Origin of the sequence: Corallococcus sp. AS-1-12 (genome assembly GCF_020036995.1) — a bacterium.
In the GTDB taxonomy this organism is placed as follows: Bacteria; Myxococcota; Myxococcia; order Myxococcales; family Myxococcaceae; genus Corallococcus.
Genome location: NZ_JAIQDD010000014.1, coordinates 56,505 through 72,815 on the forward strand (window position 1 = coordinate 56,505; position 16,311 = coordinate 72,815).

Genomic DNA, 16,311 nt, shown 5'->3' on the forward strand with positions numbered 1-16,311 from the left:
GAGCCGGCCCGCGCGGTGTCGATTACCTCCGAGGGAATGGAAGCGCTGACGTGCGCCCCCTATCTTCCCCTCCATGACGAGCCTTCAGCAGAACCGGCCCGTGGGAGAGCTGCTGCGCGGCTGGCGTCAGCGGCGCGGGCTGAGCCAGATGGACCTCGCTTTGCGCGCGGAGGTCTCCACCCGGCACGTGAGCTTCCTGGAGACCGGCCGCTCCCAGCCCAGCCGCGAGATGCTGCTCCACCTGGCGGAGGAACTGGACGTGCCCCTGCGCGAAAGAAACGGCCTCCTCGTGGCCGCGGGCTTCGCGCCCGTCTACGCCGAGCGCCCCCTGGACGACCCCGCGCTCAGCGCCACCCGCGAGGCCGTGGAGCTGGTGCTCGCGGGCCAGGAGCCGTACCCCGCGCTCGCGGTGGACCGGCACTGGACGCTCGTCACCGCGAACCGCGCCGTGGGCGCGCTGCTGGCGGACGTGGCCCCGGAGATGCTCGAGCCTCCCGTCAACGTCCTGCGCCTGAGCCTGCATCCGTCCGGGCTCGCGCCGCGCATCGAGAACCTGCGCCAGTGGCGCGACCACGTCCTCACGCGGCTGCACCGGCAGGTGGACGCCAGCGCGGACGCCACGCTCGCGGCGCTGCTGGAGGAGCTGAAGGGCTACCCGGTGCCGGAGGCCACTCCGGGCCCCAGGGCGCGTGACTTCGCGGGCGTGGTGGTGCCCCTGCGCCTGCGCACGTCGCTGGGGCGGCTGTCGCTGTTCAGCACCACCACCGTGTTCGGCACGCCCGTGGACATCACGCTCGCGGAGCTGGCCATCGAGTCGTTCTTCCCCGCGGACCCCGACACGGCGGAGGCGCTGCGGCGGGCCGCCACCGCGCGGTCCCGCCAGGACACCTGAGGCCGTTACGGCTTCACGCGCACCGTGCGCAGCGCCGTGCCCCAGGACACGAGCTGATCCAGCATCGCGTTCACCTGCTTCTCCTTGGCCGGATCCGGCTTGAAGACGGTGTAGTGCTCGAAGTCGGTGGAGAGGAACAACTGCACCTGCGCGCGCACCGTGGCCATTTGCAGCTCTGCGGCGACCAGGCGCAGTTGCTCCACCGCGCGCACGCCGCCCGCGCTGCCGTAGCCCACGAAGCCGGCGGCCTTGTTGTTCCACTCGCGGTAGACGAAATCGAGCGCGTTCTTCAGCGCGCCGGACGGGCCGTGGTTGTACTCGGGCGTGACGAAGACGTAGGCGTCATACGCCGCCACCGCCGCGGACCACTTCTGGGTGTGCTCCTGCGTGTACTTGCCCGAGGACGGCGGGGTCGGCTCATCCAGCAGCGGCAGGTGGAAGTCCTGGATGTCGACGATGTCGTACGCGGCGTCGCCTCGCTTCTTCGCGAGGTCGTGGACCCAGGCCGCGACCTTGTCCGCCTTGCGGCCGGGCCTCGTGCTGCCGACGACGATGGCCACCTTGATCATGGGGGAGCTGCTCCTGTGGAGAGAAGGGCCGGCATCTTCCCCAGGTCCGCCCGGGGACCAAGGGCGTTACGCCGGGGGTGTGTCCTGATTCGACCAGTGCCCGGTGCGTCCGCCCGGAAGGTGGCGCAAGCCCCGACCCTGGGCTAAGCGTACAGGCAACTTCCCCGGCTGCTTCCTTGCACCGGGACGGCCCCTTCGATACCGATCACCCCCGTGAACGACGACACGCCTGATTCCACGCAGGAACTGGCCGACGTGCTCCAGGACGTGCGCCGCCACCTCCTCTGGCAGGAGGAGACCGCGGGCCGCTCGCTCCTCGTCGACGCGAAGGTCGCCGCCGAGCTCCAGCAGCAGCGTGCCGCCGCCTCGTCCGTGCGCACGATGATCGCCCGGACCAAGGCCCCCGAGCCGCCCGCCGCCTCCCCGCCTCCCCGGCCCCCGGTGGAGTCCCCGACCCGTGACGCGCTGCACGCCGCGATGAAGCAGCCCCTGGGCGCCGCCCGGCCGCTGGCCGCCGCCACGCCGCCTCCCGCCGCGTCGCGCCCCCTGGCCTCCGAGGCCCCGGCCCCCCGCGCCGCTCCGGCTCCGGGGATGCTCCTGGACGTGCCCAGGTCCACGCCCCGCTACAACGGCGCGCTGCCCGGCGTCGTGGAGGGCGAGCGCCCCACGCTGGATCAGATCCGCCGCGAGCTGGGCGACTGCCGCCGCTGCAAGCTGTGCACGGGCCGCAAGAACATCGTGTTCGGCTCCGGCAACCCCCGCGCGGACCTGGTGTTCGTGGGCGAGGGCCCCGGTGAGAACGAGGACCTCCAGGGCGTGCCCTTCGTGGGCGCCGCGGGTGACCTGCTCACCAAGATGATCGGCGCCATGGGCTTCAGCCGCAACGACGTCTACATCGCCAACGTCGTGAAGTGCCGCCCGCCCGGCAACCGCAACCCGGAGCCGGATGAGATCGCCGCGTGCGAGCCCTTCCTGCGCTCGCAGTTGCTCGCGCTCCAGCCGAAGGTCATCGTCGCGCTGGGCAAGTTCGCGGCGCAGACGCTGCTCCGGGACACCACCCCCATCACCCGCATGCGGGGGCAGTGGCGCGAATACGAGGGCATCCAGCTCATGCCCACCTTCCACCCCGCGTACCTCCTGCGCAACAGCGCGGAGAAGCGCAAGGCGTGGGAGGACCTGCAGCAGGTGATGAAGCTGTTCGGCAAGCACCCGGGCTCCGGCGCTTAGAAAGCGCGGCGCACCGCGACCAGGAGAAGCACCGATGAAGGGCGTGCTCGAGACGCGTGAAGTGCATTCCCCCGCGCTGGAGAACAACCCGCTGGGAGATCCGGCCCGCCGCCGGCTCACCGTGTACCTGCCGCCGGGCTACGCGGAGGGCTCGCAGCGCTACGCGGTCGTCTACTTCCTGCACGCCTTCGGCAACGGCGGCGGCTCGTGGACCAACGCGTCCGGCTTCTCGCCCAGCGTGCCGGACCGCCTGGACGCGCTCATCGAACAGGGCGCCATCCCGCCCGTCATCGGCGTCTTCCCGGACGCGTGGACGAAGCTCGGCGGCAGCCAGTGGGTGAACAGCGACGCCATCGGCCGCTACCGCGACTACCTGGTCAAGGACGTCGTCGGCTTCGTGGACAGGACCTTCCGCACGCTGCCCAGGGCCGCGTCCCGCGCGGTGGTGGGCCACAGCTCCGGCGGCTACGGCGCGCTCGTCATGGGCCGCTACCACCCGGAGATCTTCTCCCTGGTGGGCGCGCACGCGCCGGACTCGTACTTCGAGTACTCGTACATGCCGGACCTGCCCAAGGCGGCCACCGCGCTGATGAAGGCGGGCGGCGTGGACGCGTGGGTGACGGAGCTGCGTCAGCGCGCCGTGGCCACCAAGGTGCGCGGCGACGACTTCCCGGTCATCAACATCCTGGCCATGGCGGCGGCGTACTCCCCCAAGAAGGGTGAGCCGCTGAACCTGGAGCTGCCCTTCGAGCAGCACAACGCGAAGCTGCGCCTGGACGTGTGGAACCGGTGGCTGGTGCACGACCCCGTGCGCTTCGTGCCCAAGTTCATGGACTCCTTCCGCAAGCTGAAGACGGTCTACCTGGACGCCGGCACCCGCGACGAGTTCAACCTGCGCTGGGGCACGCGCATGGTGGCGGACGACCTGAAGGCCGGTGGCGTGGACGTGGCGCACGAGGAGTTCGAGGACGGGCACTCGGGCGTGTCGTACCGCTTCGAGCGGTCGCTGTCGGTGCTGGTGCCGCTCCTGGCTCGGGACTGATAAGGGGGAGCCCATGGATACCTACGGACTGTCGCGCGTCATGGGAGAGAAGGGCGTGCTGCCGCAGCGCGCTCGCAAGCTGGACCCCTCGCTGCCTTGCCGCGAGGCGGAGCTGCTCATCGACGTGGAGAGCCTCAACATCGACGCCGCGTCCTTCAAGCAGATCAAGGACGACGTGGGCGGTGACCCCGCGCGCATCGCGGCTCGCATCCAGGACATCGTCCGCGAGCGCGGCAAGATGCAGAACCCCGTCACCGGCTCCGGCGGGATGCTCATCGGCCGCGTGAAGGAGCTGGGCCCGAAGCACCCGGCCAACGCCGTGCTCAAGCCAGGGGACCGCATCGCCACCCTGGTGAGCCTGACGCTCACGCCGCTCGTCATCGAAGAGGTGAAGGCGGTGCACGCGGACATCGACCGCGTGGACATCCGCGGCCACGCGCTGCTCTTCGCGAGCGGCATCTACGCGAAGCTCCCGGAGGACATGCCGGACACGCTGTCGCTGGCGGCGCTGGACGTCTGCGGCGCGCCCGCGCTGGTGGCGCGCCACGTGCGCCCGGGCATGACGGTGGCGGTGCTGGGCGCGGGCAAGAGCGGCGCGCTGTGCCTGGCGCAGGCCCGACGCAGCCTGGAGAGCCGCGGCAAGCTGCTGGCGCTGGACATCTCCCAGAAGGCGCTGGACGCGCTGTCCGCCATCGGCCTGTGCGACGAGGCCCTCAAGGTGGACGCCACCCAGGGCGTGGACGTGATGGAGGCCGTGGCGAAGGCGACGGGCGGTCAGCTCTGCGACCTGGTCGTCAACTGCGCCAGCGTGGGCAACACGGAGATGGCGTCCCTGCTGTCCGTGAAGGACGGCGGCACGGTCATCTTCTTCTCCATGGCCACCAGCTTCACCACGGCGGCCCTGGGCGCGGAGGGCGTGGGCAAGGACGTCACCATGCTCGTGGGCAATGGCTACGTGCCGAACCACGCCGCCCTCACGCTGGACCTCTTGCGCACCGAACCGTCGCTGCGCCAGCTCTTCGAGTCCCGCTACGTCTAGGGCTTGAGGAAGGCCGTGTGCACGGCCTGCATCAGCGGATCCTTGGAGCCGCCCGCCAGGGTCCTGGGCATGTGTCCCTGGTTGATGGTCCAGATGATGCTGCCGCCCAGGCCCTTCTCCCGCGCCCAGCGGCCCTTCTCCGACACGGACGCGACGTCCTCGTAGGAGATGTAGTTGCAGGACTGCGGGCCGTACGCGGTGGGGAAGGAGAGGTAGGGCGCCTTGGCGGCGTCGTCCCAGCGGTACGCCTCCGGCGAGTAGTAGAGCGACTGGATGTTCGCGTAGCTCATCGCGTTGTCGCTCTGCTCCTCCGCGATGTCGTCGCGCCCGTCCAGGGGCGTGCCCGGCTCGGTGATGCCCTTCCAGCAGGTGCCGAAGAAGCCCACGCCCACACCGATGCGCTGCGGCGGCACGCCCGCGTCCAGGAACGCCTGCACGGAGCTGGCGACGGAGCTGGGGTGTCCGGGGCTCTCACCGAAGAGCGCGCTGGAGTGCCAGCTCTGCCACTGCCCCCAGTGGCCGCTCATCTTGTAGGCCATGATGTTCATCTGGTCGACGCGGGCGGCGAGCTGCCGGTGGAACTCCGCGTCCACGGGGCCCAGCGCGAAGTTGGAGTTCACCCAGCCCACCGGCACCGTGATGATGATCTTCTCGTCGGCGGCGCGCAGCTCATCCAGCAGCGCCAGCAGCGGCGCGCTGTCCTGCGGCAGGAGGATGGGCTCCCAGTCCACGTCCACGCCGTCGAACTGCAGCTCGCGCATGGTGGTGATGATGTTGCGCACGAAGTTGCGGCGCTTCTCCAGCGTCGCCGTCGCGCCCTTGAAGCCGTCGTACTCGCCCATGCCGCCCAGCATCAGCAGCGCCTTCTTGCCCGCCGCGTGCGCCCGGTGTGACAGGGCCCGGGCCATCTTGGGGCCCTCCACGGCGTCCACGTCGAAGTCGGTGTAGAGCGTGCCGTCGATGCGGGGACGGATGCGGCCCACCACCACGTGCGTGAGCAGCGACATGTCCACCGCGTCCACCGGGTACAGGTCGCGCTGGTAGCCCACCCAGTAGCCCATCACCCAGTTCGTGGGCGCGCCGCCCGGACGCGGCGTCACCGGGTCCGTCCGGCGCGTGCACGGGCCTTCGCCCATCTCGTTGGCGGCGCAGACGGTGAAGGCGTACGCCGTCCCGTTGTCCAGGCCCTCGATGAGCGCGCCCGACGCCGGCGCGTCCACCCGCTGCACCCGGCCGCCCGGCTCCACCATGACCTTGAAGTAGGACAGCGGCCGGCCGCCGAAGCTCGCGGGCGCGAGCCAGCTCACGTACGCCTGTCCGTTGCCCGCGGTGGGCACCACCGAGCGCGGCTGTCCCGGCACCGTGGGGTTCGGGATGCTCATGCCCGCCTTCGGCGTCACCAGGTCCGTCTCCACGGAGGACGGGCCCTCGCCCATCGCGTTCACCGCGGCGACCTTGAAGACGTAGGTGAAGCCGTTGTTCAGCCCCAGCACCGTGGCCTGCGTGTCGGGCGCCTTCACCAGCGCGCCGCCGCACTCGGGCACGCAGCGCACCACGTAGTAGAGCAGCGGGCTGCCGCCATCGCCGGGCGGCACCGTCCACGTCACCAGCGCGGAGGCGTCCGCGGCCTGCGCCACCACCTGCTTCGGCGCTTCGGGAGGCGTGAGCGGAGGTGGGGGCGTGTCCGGCCCTCCGCCGAAATCGCAACCGCTCAACATCACCGCGAGGGCCAGACCCACCCACCCACGCACTGGCATTGCCCGATGGCTTTTCATCCCTGCGCTCCTGAAATGTCGCGGGATGTTATGCGGCCAACCCCCCAGTCGCAGTCAAGGCTAGTTGGAAAACTGTGGCAATTTTGTATGAATTGGAATTCGTGCATTAAGCCGACTAATCCTGTTCCTCCAGAGAATCACAAAGCCTCAGCAGGTAGGAAATCGGCCTCGTGAGGACGGCTGGTGCGGGGGGCTGCCGGCAGGCTCGGGGCGGCGGCTCACCGCGCCTGGGCGGTGGGCTGGGCGGGGCTCTGGGTCCGGGCCCAATCCTCCGCGGAGCGGCCGCTGGCGTCGCGCAATGCGGGAGAGGCGCCCTGGTGGCGCAGTTGGTCGGCCACCTCCGTGCGGCCGAAGAGGACGGCGAACATCAGGGCCGTCTGGCCCAGGCGGTTGGTCTGGTCCACCGCGCAGGGCTGGGCGGAGAGCAGCTTCACCACGTCCGCGTAGCCCTTGAAGGCGGCGCCCATGAGGGCGGTGTTGCCCCGGCTGTCGCCCGCGCACGCGTCCGCCCCGGCGTCGAGCAGCGCGCGCACCGTCCGGGTGTGGCCGTGGTAGGCGGCGAGGATGAGGGGGGAGAAGCCCCGCGCGTCGCGGGCCTCCACGGGCGTGCCGGCCTGGATGAGCCCCTGGACGAGGTCCGTCTCGCCCTCGCGCGCGGCGGCGAGCAGGTAGCGCTCCGCGTCGCTGGTGGCGAGCAGCCGTCCGGCGGGCGTCGCCGGGGCGCGCAGGGACATCCACGCGGCGGTCAGCACCGTGCACACCAGCATCACCAGACCCAGCGAACCGAGCAGCAGCTTGCGAACCATGAGGGCATCTCCAGCGAAGGTAGGGTGAAGGGGGGGGGCGGGGCCGCCGTGGCGTCACCGGCGGCCCCGGTGCGTCAGGTCACGGCACGCTTTGGGTGGCGAGCGGGGCGAGGGTGGCCTTCGCGTCGTCCAGCTTCACGTTCACGGCCTTGGCCAGTCGCGCGCCGTAGTCCGCGTTGGCCGCGTAGAAGTGGCCCACCATGCGCGCCTTGACCTTGGCGTCGCGCACCTGGCCCAGGTCGCCGGCCAGGTTCTGGATGAGCCGCTCCTTGCCGCCCGCGTCGAGCGCGGACCAGAAGGCGCCCGCCTGCGCGAAGTTGTCCGTCTTCTCGATGGGGCGCTGCTGCGTGGTGCCGGTGAGCGGCGCGTTGGAGAAGAGGGCGGCGGGCGTGTCCTGCGTCTCGCGCGTGATGCTGGGCTCGTAGTTCACGTCCGACTTCGTGTGGCCGCTGTTCATCGCGCCGGCCTGGCTGTTGTTGTTCACCGGGGCGCGGGCGCGGTTCACCGGCAGGGACAGGTAGTTGGCGCCCAGGCGGTAGCGCTGCGTGTCCGCGTAGGAGAAGAGGCGGCCCTGCAGCAGCCGGTCCTCGGACGGCTCGATGCCCGGCGGCATCACGCCCGGGGAGAAGGCGGACTGCTCCGTCTCCTCGAAGAAGTTGTCCGGCATCTTGTTGAGGGTGAACCGGCCCAGCTTCACCGGGGGCAGCTTGTCCTTGGGCCACTCCTTGGTGGCGTCCAGCGGATCGAACGTGAAGCCGTCCAGGTCCTTGGGATCCAGCACCTGCACGCTCAGATCCCACGAGGGGAACTTCCCGGCCTGGATGCTCGTGTAGAGGTCGTGCGTGGCGTGCTGGAAGTCCTCGCCGCCCAGCTTCGTGGCCTCCTCCACGGTGAGGCCCTTCACGCCCTGCTGCGACTTCCAGTTGAACTTGACGTACTTCACCTGGCCCTTCGCGTTGACGAACTTGAAGGCGTGCACGCCGTTGCCGTCCATCTGCCGGTAGTTCGCCGGGATGCCCAGGTCCGAATAGAGCTGGGTCAGCATGTGCGTGGATTCCGGCTGGTGGCTGAAGAAGTCGAAGAAGCGGTTCGGGTCCTGCCGGTTGGTGACCGGGGACGGCTTCAGCGAGTGCACCATGTCCGGGAACTTGATGGCGTCACGGATGAAGAAGACGGGCAGGTTGTTGCCGACCAGGTCCCAGTTGCCTTCGTCCGTGAAGAACTTCAGCGCGAAGCCGCGCGGGTCGCGGAGCGTCTCCGGGGAGCCGCTGGGGTGGATGACCGTGGAGAAGCGCACGAACATCGGCGTCTTCTTGCCCTTCTGGGAGAAGACGGACGCGCGCGTGAGCTGGGAGAAGTCACCGTAGCTCTCGAAGGTGCCGTACGCGCCCACGCCGCGCGCGTGCACCACGCGCTCCGGGATGCGCTCGCGGTCGAATCTCGCGAGCTTCTCGATGAGGGCGAAGTCCTCCAGGAGGATGCCGCCCCGGGGGCCGGCCGTCTTGGAGCTCTGGTTCGTGCCCAGCGGCGCGCCCGAGTCGGTGGTGATGGGGGGAGGGTTGCCGGCGGCGAGGACGGGAGCGCCAGACAGCAGGACGGCGAGCATCAACGAGCGTCGGTTCAAGGGGTGCTCCTTGGGTTACGGGGGACCGCGCCATCCCCCAGAGCACGCCCCATGCCGCCCATCCGACCCCTGTGTTTTCAATGGGTTGAAGGCTTTGGGGCGGCCGCGCCCACCGACCGCTCGGTGATTTCACCGACTGGCCGGTGTCGACGTCCACCGTCTTTTCGGTGTGAAGGGCCGCCGCGAGATTTCGGTGGGGCCTGGGGCGGCGCGGCCTCCGCGTGATGCTTCTCGCCATTCAAGAGGCGCGGTGCGGCATCGTTCGCTGACGGTGCGGGGGCCCGCGTTCTTGAGCCGAAGGACGCGGGGCTCGGGTAGGGTGCGCGCATGTCAGGCCCGTTTATCGACGACGCGCGGATTGCCGAGGCGCGCAAGCTGGCGGACGAGATCGTCAATCCGATCTTCGACCTCATCCAACGCAACACCACTGTCTCCAATGAGCGCACCGTCTTGCGCTTCTTTGGAATCTCCGGCGCGGGTGCGCGCGGCGTACCGCTGGCCAACCTCATGGTGGACAAGCTGAAGTCCGCCGGGGTGCTCAACCGGGGCGCGGCGTACTGGTACGGCCGCGCGCTGCAACTGGGCGCCAGCAGTCCGCTGGACGCCGTGGAGCGCATCACCGCGCTGCCCACGGACAAGCTGGGCGCGCTGTCTCCGGAGATGGAGGCCAACCTGCGCGACGCCGTGCGCGAGGAGGCCCGCGCGGCGATGACGGAGCTCAAGGCCCGCATCGCCCAGCGCAACGCCCTGCGCGAGCAGTTCCCCATGTCGCCCGCGCCGCACAAGTACGTCATCGTCGCCACCGGCAACATCTACGACGACGTGGACCAGGCGCGCGCCGCGGCCCAGGCGGGCGCGGACGTCATCGCGGTCATCCGCTCCACGGCGCAGTCGCTGCTGGACTACGTGCCCCACGGCGCGACGACGGAGGGCTACGGCGGCACCTACGCCACCCAGGAGAACTTCCGCGTGATGCGCGAGGCCCTGGACGACGAGAGCCGCAAGCTCAAGCGCTACATCCAGCTCACCAACTACTCGTCCGGCCTGTGCATGTCGGAGATCGCCTTCTGCGCGGCGTACGAGCGGCTGGACATGCTCCTCAACGACGCGATGTACGGCATCCTCTTCCGCGACATCAACATGCGGCGGACGTTCATCGACCAGTACTTCAGCCGCCGCATCTGCGCCCTGGCCGGCATCATCATCAACACCGGCGAGGACAACTACATCACCACCGCGGACGCCTACGACGCGGCCCACACCGTCATCGCCAGCCAGTTCATCAACGAGTGCTTCGCCAAGCGCGCGGGGCTCAAGGACTGGCAGTTGGGCATCGGGCACTCGTACGAGATCGACCCGTACCGGGACGACACGCTGCTCCTGGAGCTGTCCCAGGCGATGCTGGTGCGCCGCTGCTTCCCGGACGCGCCGCTCAAGTACATGCCGCCCACGAAGCACAAGGAGACGGACATCTTCTTCAGCCACGCGTACGACGTGATGGCGGACCTGGTGGCCATCTGGACGCGGCAGGGCATCCAGCTCCTGGGCATGATGACGGAGGCCATGCACACGCCGCTGCTCGCGGACCGGTACGTGGCGCTCAAGTCCGCGTCGTACATCCACCGCGCGGCCCGCGGCATCGACGAGGAGTTCACCGTCCGCGAGGACGGGAAGATCGCCAACCGCGCGCGGGAGGTGTTCGCCAAGGCGGAGGAGCTGCTGCGCGAGTGCCACACCGAGGGCATGGTGGCGGCCATCGGCAAGGGGCGCTTCGGTGACGTGAAGCGCGAGGAGACCGGTGGCAAGGGCCTGGACGGCGTGCTGGAGAAGGCGCCGGATTACTTCAATCCGTTCCTGGAAATGCTGGAGGCGTCATGATCCTGGGTACTTTCGTGGCTGTGATGATGGCCGCGGGCGGCGGCAGCGCGGATGCGTTGAGCAGCGTGACGGTGAAGACCATCGCGCTGAAGGCGCCGGCGGCGTGGACGCGCTCCAACGTGGAGGGCTCCGAGAAGTTCCTGGCGCCCTCCGGCGACGCGTACTTCCTGGTGGACGTGGGCACGGTGCAGACCGCGGGCATGAAGGCGGAGCTGTGCCGCACGAAGATCCTCGCGAACATCGGCGGTGATGGCTGGACGATGCTGAAGGTCGGCGGTCAGCCGGCCGCCACGAAGACGGACACGGACGCGGCGCCGGACGGCAGCGGCAACGTGGACACGGTGACGTACGTGGGGTGCAACGGGAAGACGACGTGGTCGGTGGTCTTCTACATGGAGCAGGGCAAGAAGGACCGTTTCTCCGCGGTGGCCGAGAAGGTGGGCACCAGCGTGTCGTTCACGCCGCCCAAGAACAAGAAGGGGTAGTTCGATGGTGAAGCCGAGCAAGCAGATCATCCGCCCCTACGGCGACCGTCGCGACGACGGCATGGTGCAGTTGTCGTTCACGCTGCCCGTGCCGCTGTCGGAGAAGGCCAAGGAGGCCGCCGCCCAGTTCACGAAGAAGATGGGCTTCACGGACGTGAAGGTGGCCGCCGCCGAGCGCGCGGCGGACCAGTACACGTTCTTCGTCGTCTACGCCCGCTCCAACGTGACGCTGGACTACGCGGAGATCGACGTGCCGGAGGTGGTGGTGCGCAAGATGGGGTTTGACGACCTCAACGCGCTCATCAAGGAGAAGGTGCGCCGGCGCATCGTCGTCTTCGGGGCGTGCACGGGCACGGACACGCACACGGTGGGCATCGACGCCATCCTCAACATGAAGGGCTACGCGGGCGACTACGGCCTGGAGCGCTACCCCGGCTTCGAGGCCTACAACCTGGGCAGCCAGGTGCCCAACGAGGACCTCATCCGGAAGGCCACCGCGAAGCACGCGGACGCCATCCTCGTCTCCCAGGTCGTCACGCAGCGGGACGTGCACAAGGACAACTCGCGCCAGTTCATCGACGCGGCGAAGGCGGCGGGCATCCACGGCAAGACGCTGCTGCTGTTGGGCGGGCCGCGCGTGGACCACAAGCTGGCGCTGGAGCTGGGCTTCGACGCGGGCTTCGGGCCGGGCACCAAGCCGTCCGACGTGGCGAACTACATCGTCCACGCCGTGATGAAGAAGGAAGGCACGGAGTCCGCGGACTCCCACTACCAGGGGGAACCCTCGTGAGCACTGGCACGAAGGCGGTACTGCGGCTGCGCATGGGCAGCCACGACGCGCACTACGGCGGCAACCTGGTGGACGGGGCGCGGATGCTCGGCCTGTTCGGGGACGTGGCCACGGAGCTGTGCATCCGCTCCGACGGGGACGAGGGCCTGTTCCGCGCCTACGACTCCGTGGAGTTCCTGGCCCCGGTGTACGCGGGGGACTTCATCGAGGCGGAGGGCGAGATCGTCAGCGAGGGCAACACGTCGCGGAAGATGCGCTTCGAGGCCCGCAAGGTGATCAAGCCCCGGCCGGACGTGAATGACTCGGCGGCGGACGTGCTGCCGGAGGCGGTGGTGGTGTGCCGCGCTTCGGGCACGTGCGTGGTGCCCAAGGACAAGCAGCGGGTGAAGCGATGAGCAGGCCCATGGTCATCACCGCCGCCCTGGTGGGCGCGGAGACGACGCGCGAGCAGACGCCGTACCTGCCCATCACCGCGGAGGAGATCGCGGAAGACGCGGCGAAGTGCCGCGAGGCCGGCGCGGCGATGGTGCACATCCACGTGCGCACGGCGGAGGGCAAGCCTTCGCAGGACGCGGCGCTGTTCCGCGCGGCCATCCGCGCCATCCGCAAGCGCACGGACATCCTCGTCCAGGTGTCCACGGGCGGCGCGGTGGGCATGGACGTGGACGAGCGGTGCGGCGGGCTCACGCTCACCGGCGCGGACAAGCCGGACATGGCCACGCTCACCACGGGCACGGTGAACTTCGGGGAAGAGGTGTTCTGGAACCCCCGGCCGCTGGTGCGCGACATCGCGAAGCGCATCAAGAGCATCGGCCTCAAGCCGGAGCTGGAGTGCTTCGACGTCGGGATGATCGACGAGGCGCGCTACCTGGCGAAGGAGGGGCTGGTGGAGCTGCCGGCGCACTTCGACTTCGTGCTGGGCGTGCCGGGCACGCTCCAGGCGCGGCCGGAGGTGCTGGACTTCATGATCGCCTCGCTGCCGGAGGGGAGCTCCTGGACGGTGGCGGGCGTGGGGCGCCAGCAGCTCCCGTTCGTGGAGGAGGCCGCGAAGCGCGGCGGCAACGCGCGCGTGGGCCTGGAGGACAACATCTACCTGTCCAAGGGCGTGCTCGCGAAGGGCAACTTCGAGCTGGTGGCGGAGGCCGCGAAGCGGGCCCGTGCCGCCGGCCGTGAGCTCGCCACCCCCGAGCAGGCCCGGCAGTTGTTGCGCCTGGGCTGAGGCCTTCAGGCGCCAGCCGCCATCCAGCGAGGCCCGGGAGCGGACGACGCCCCGGGCCTTCGTTTGTCAGGAGTCCGGCGCGCATTTCGTCCCGCTGCCCGGCACGCAGCGCATCCCCAACACCGCCCCGTCGTCCCGGCTGTCCGCACCGGACGGCTCGGGCATCATGCCGCGCATTCCTCCCGCGCTGACGGGAGCCCACGAGGAGCCGCGAAGCGATGGACACGGGACTGCAGGGCCAGGGCGTGCTGGTGACGGGGGGCGCGGGCGGCATCGGCACCGCGCTGGTGCGGGCGTTCGCGGGCGAGGGCTCGAAGGTGGCGGTGCACTACCACCGCAGTCAGGAGAAGGCGGCGGCGCTCGCGCGCGAGGTGGGCGGCGCGGCCGTGCGCGCGGACCTCACGGTGGAGGCGGACGTGGACGCGCTGGTGCCCCAGGCGGTGAAGGCGCTGGGCCGGCTGGACGTGCTGGTGTGCAACACCGGCGTCTATCCCGCCCCCGACGAGCCGCTGTGGAAGATGTCGCTGGAGCGCTGGCGCCTCACGCTGGCGCAGAACCTGGACAGCGTGTTCCTGAGCTGCCGCGCGTTCCTGCGCCACGTGGAGACCACGGGCACGGGCAGCATCGTCATCATCAGCTCCACGGCGGGCCTCTTCGGTGAGGCGGGCCACACGGACTACGCGGCGGCGAAGGGCGCGCTGGCGGCGGGCTTCGTGAAGAGCCTGAAGAACGAACTGCACCGCATCGCGCCCCTGGGCCGCGTCAACGTGGTGTGCCCGGGCTGGACGGAGGTGGGCCGCAACCGCGACAAGCTGACGGACCCGAAGTTCGTCGGCCGCGTCACGCGGACCATGCCGCTGCGCAAGGTGGGGCAGCCGGAGGACGTGGCGCGCGTCGTGGTGACGCTCGCGTCGGATCGCATCTCCGGGCACGTGACGGGTGAGGTCGTCACCGTGGCTGGAGGCATGGAAGGACGGGTGCTGCATGAAGACTGAGCTGGATGTGCGGACGTACAACCGCGAGGCGTGGAACGGCGAGGTGGGGCGGGGCAACCGGTGGACGTTGCCGGTGTCCCCGGAGGTCATCGCCGCCGCGCGGCGGGGCGACTGGAGCGTGGTGCTCACGCCGACGAAGCCCGTGCCGCGCGCGTGGTTCGGGGACCTGAAGGGCCGGGACGTGCTGGGCCTGGCGAGCGCGGGCGGCCAGCAGTGCCCGGTGCTCGCGGCGGCGGGCGCGAACGTCACCGTGTTCGACAACTCGCCCGCGCAGTTGGCGCAGGACCGCAAGGTGGCCGAGCGCGAGGGCCTGTCGCTCCGGTACGTGGAGGGCGACATGCGCGACCTGTCCGCGCTCGCCGACGGGAGCTTCGACCTCATCTTCCACCCGTGCTCCAACTGCTTCGCGGAGGAGATCCTGCCGGTGTGGCGCGAGGCCTTCCGCGTGCTGCGTCCGGGCGGCGTGCTCCTGTCCGGCATCTGCAACCCGGTGCGCTACCTCTTCGACCCGGTGGAGGAGGAGAAGGGCGTGATGCGGCTCAAGTACACGATGCCGTACTCGGACTTCACCAGCCTCACGGACGAGGAGCGCCGCCGCTACACCGACAAGGACGAACCCATGGTCGTGGGCCACTCGCTAGAGGATCAGTTGGGCGGCCAGATGGAGGCGGGCTTCGTGCTCACGAACCTCTTCGAGGACAAGTACGAGGAGAAGGACCTGCTCTCCACGTTCCTGCCCACCTTCATCGCCACGCGGGCCCTCAAGCCCGTATCGCGTTCGTGACGCAGAAGGGCGTTGCGCCGGGCCACCGCGAAAGCCTACAGGTGAGCTGTCCGGGTCCTCCCGGACATCCCCCCTTTCGTAGGAGTCGTCCATGAAGGTGTCGCTGCGTCTTTCCGCGGTCGTGATGATGGGTGTTTCGCTGCTGGGCCTGGGCTGTGAGGGCGCGGGCTCGCGGGATCCGCTGAACGCCATCGAGGCGGGCGCCCAGGTGGCGGTGGAGCCCTCGCTGGCGGAGGTGAAGCAGGGCGCGGTGGGTGACACGGTGCTGCGCTGCACGCAGCCGCAGGACGGCAGCTACCTGGAGGTGGTCCAGACGGCCACGGGCTACGAGGCGGCCACGGTGACGGAGGCCTACGACCCCTGGGACTGCCGCTGCACGTACGAGCAGCGCACGGTGCTGGGGCAGTACACGCGCTGCAACCGCTCCACGGTGGACCCGCGCATCCTGAACTGCTTCCGCATCGAGTCCAACGGCACGACGGGCAAGGTGGTGCTGTCCACCACGCGCGTGCAGCGCACGCAGATGGTCATCGGCGGCACGCAGACGGTGTCGTACACGGACCTGAGCATCGCGGCCATCAACCAGGACCCGGGCCACACGCCGCGCCAGGACTTCACCTACAGCATGTCGGACTGCCAGTAGCCGGCGGCTCGCCGGAGGCGATTTAACCTTCGGCGGGCTCCGGGGTTTTGGGTGTCAGGGCGCGACGGGAAGCAGGCTGCACGGCTGCTCCCGGCGCGTTTTGACCTGAACCCGGAGTCCACACACCATGTCGCTCAAGTCCATGCTTCGCGGTACCGCCGTCGCCACGCTGCTCCTCGCCGTCCCCGTGCTCGCCCAGACGGCCGCGCCGTCCGACGCCAACGCCCAGGCCGGCCAGTGCGAGGGGCGCCGGGGCAAGCACGGCGGCGGGGGCCACAAGTTCGGCCGCATGGAGCACCGGCTGGACAAGCAGGTCGCCGAAGGGCGCCTGAGCCAGGCCCAGGCCGACAGCTTCAAGGCGGAGGCGAAGCAGCTCCACGAGGAGATGAAGGCCGCGCGCGCCTCCAGCAATGGCCAGGTGGACGAGGCCACCCGCGCGCAGTTCAAGGAGCGCCGCAAGGCCCTGCGGGAGAAGATCCGGGCGGCGCTGGTGCCCACGCAGCAGGGCGCCTGATGCGTGGGGGACGTGACGCGGAGGCCCCG

At 70.0% G+C, this 16,311-nt stretch carries 17 protein-coding genes; 13 read left to right on the top strand and 4 right to left on the bottom strand.

Going from position 1 to position 16,311, the window contains the following annotated elements:
* Positions 1-73: 73 nt before the first annotated feature.
* Positions 74-892 (top strand): helix-turn-helix domain-containing protein, encoded by an 819-nt coding sequence (locus K8556_RS22195; RefSeq protein ID WP_223742079.1) that lies wholly within the window; start codon positions 74-76, stop codon positions 890-892.
* 5 nt (positions 893-897) lie between these two features.
* Here the strand turns inward: K8556_RS22195 and K8556_RS22200 are convergent, their stop codons facing one another.
* Positions 898-1,461, bottom strand: coding sequence for an NADPH-dependent FMN reductase (locus tag K8556_RS22200; RefSeq protein ID WP_223742080.1), 564 nt, complete (start codon positions 1,459-1,461; stop codon positions 898-900).
* Positions 1,462-1,674: 213 nt separating this feature from the next.
* Here K8556_RS22200 and K8556_RS22205 point away from each other — a divergent pair, with 213 nt between their 5' ends.
* From K8556_RS22205 to K8556_RS22215, 3 genes are read left to right on the top strand one after another with little or no spacing between them, the layout of a single operon-like run.
* Entirely contained in the window at positions 1,675-2,688 is a 1,014-nt protein-coding gene (locus K8556_RS22205) for a uracil-DNA glycosylase (protein WP_223742081.1), read from the top strand.
* Between the two features lie 34 nt (positions 2,689-2,722).
* Positions 2,723-3,730 carry an esterase family protein gene (locus K8556_RS22210; RefSeq protein ID WP_223742082.1) on the top strand — a complete coding sequence of 336 codons (1,008 nt, stop codon included), beginning with the start codon at positions 2,723-2,725 and terminating at the stop codon, positions 3,728-3,730.
* Positions 3,731-3,743: 13 nt separating this feature from the next.
* On the top strand, positions 3,744-4,769 hold the full coding sequence (locus K8556_RS22215; protein ID WP_223742083.1) for an L-erythro-3,5-diaminohexanoate dehydrogenase: 1,026 nt from the start codon (positions 3,744-3,746) through the stop codon (positions 4,767-4,769).
* Here the strand turns inward: K8556_RS22215 and K8556_RS22220 are convergent.
* The 3 genes from K8556_RS22220 to K8556_RS22230 all read right to left on the bottom strand — a co-directional run bounded on the left by K8556_RS22220 (position 4,766) and on the right by K8556_RS22230 (position 8,974).
* Complete coding sequence (locus tag K8556_RS22220; protein ID WP_223742084.1) at positions 4,766-6,526, bottom strand: glycosyl hydrolase family 18 protein; 1,761 nt, start codon at positions 6,524-6,526, stop codon at positions 4,766-4,768. The genes K8556_RS22215 and K8556_RS22220 overlap by 4 nt on opposite strands.
* 236 nt (positions 6,527-6,762) lie before the next feature.
* Positions 6,763-7,350: an ankyrin repeat domain-containing protein gene (locus tag K8556_RS22225; protein WP_223742085.1), complete on the bottom strand. Its 588-nt coding sequence runs from the start codon at positions 7,348-7,350 to the stop codon at positions 6,763-6,765.
* Between the two features lie 79 nt (positions 7,351-7,429).
* Positions 7,430-8,974, bottom strand: coding sequence for a catalase (locus tag K8556_RS22230; RefSeq protein ID WP_304503988.1), 1,545 nt, complete (start codon positions 8,972-8,974; stop codon positions 7,430-7,432).
* Positions 8,975-9,301: 327 nt separating this feature from the next.
* On the opposite strand from K8556_RS22230, the gene K8556_RS22235 reads away from it, so the two are divergent.
* The 9 genes from K8556_RS22235 to K8556_RS22275 all read left to right on the top strand — a co-directional run bounded on the left by K8556_RS22235 (position 9,302) and on the right by K8556_RS22275 (position 16,282).
* Positions 9,302-10,852, top strand: a complete 1,551-nt coding sequence (locus tag K8556_RS22235; RefSeq protein WP_223742086.1) for a lysine 5,6-aminomutase subunit alpha — start codon at positions 9,302-9,304, stop codon at positions 10,850-10,852.
* Positions 10,849-11,337, top strand: coding sequence for a hypothetical protein (locus tag K8556_RS22240; protein ID WP_223742087.1), 489 nt, complete (start codon positions 10,849-10,851; stop codon positions 11,335-11,337). Before K8556_RS22235 ends, K8556_RS22240 begins: the two co-directional genes overlap by 4 nt.
* Positions 11,338-11,341: 4 nt before the next feature.
* Entirely contained in the window at positions 11,342-12,127 is a 786-nt protein-coding gene (locus K8556_RS22245; protein ID WP_223742088.1) for an OAM dimerization domain-containing protein, read from the top strand.
* Entirely contained in the window at positions 12,124-12,522 is a 399-nt protein-coding gene (locus K8556_RS22250) for a hotdog fold domain-containing protein (protein WP_206795532.1), read from the top strand. The genes K8556_RS22245 and K8556_RS22250 overlap by 4 nt, the downstream gene beginning before the upstream one ends.
* Positions 12,519-13,346, top strand: coding sequence for a 3-keto-5-aminohexanoate cleavage protein (locus tag K8556_RS22255; RefSeq protein ID WP_223742089.1), 828 nt, complete (start codon positions 12,519-12,521; stop codon positions 13,344-13,346). The genes K8556_RS22250 and K8556_RS22255 overlap by 4 nt, the downstream gene beginning before the upstream one ends.
* Before the next feature lie 218 nt (positions 13,347-13,564).
* On the top strand, positions 13,565-14,341 hold the full coding sequence (locus K8556_RS22260; RefSeq protein WP_223742090.1) for an SDR family NAD(P)-dependent oxidoreductase: 777 nt from the start codon (positions 13,565-13,567) through the stop codon (positions 14,339-14,341).
* Positions 14,331-15,125, top strand: coding sequence for a class I SAM-dependent methyltransferase (locus K8556_RS22265; RefSeq protein ID WP_223742091.1), 795 nt, complete (start codon positions 14,331-14,333; stop codon positions 15,123-15,125). The genes K8556_RS22260 and K8556_RS22265 overlap by 11 nt, the downstream gene beginning before the upstream one ends.
* Before the next feature lie 91 nt (positions 15,126-15,216).
* Positions 15,217-15,768, top strand: a complete 552-nt coding sequence (locus K8556_RS22270; protein WP_223742092.1) for a hypothetical protein — start codon at positions 15,217-15,219, stop codon at positions 15,766-15,768.
* 127 nt (positions 15,769-15,895) lie between these two features.
* Positions 15,896-16,282, top strand: coding sequence for a hypothetical protein (locus K8556_RS22275; protein WP_223742093.1), 387 nt, complete (start codon positions 15,896-15,898; stop codon positions 16,280-16,282).
* Positions 16,283-16,311: the final 29 nt, after the last annotated feature.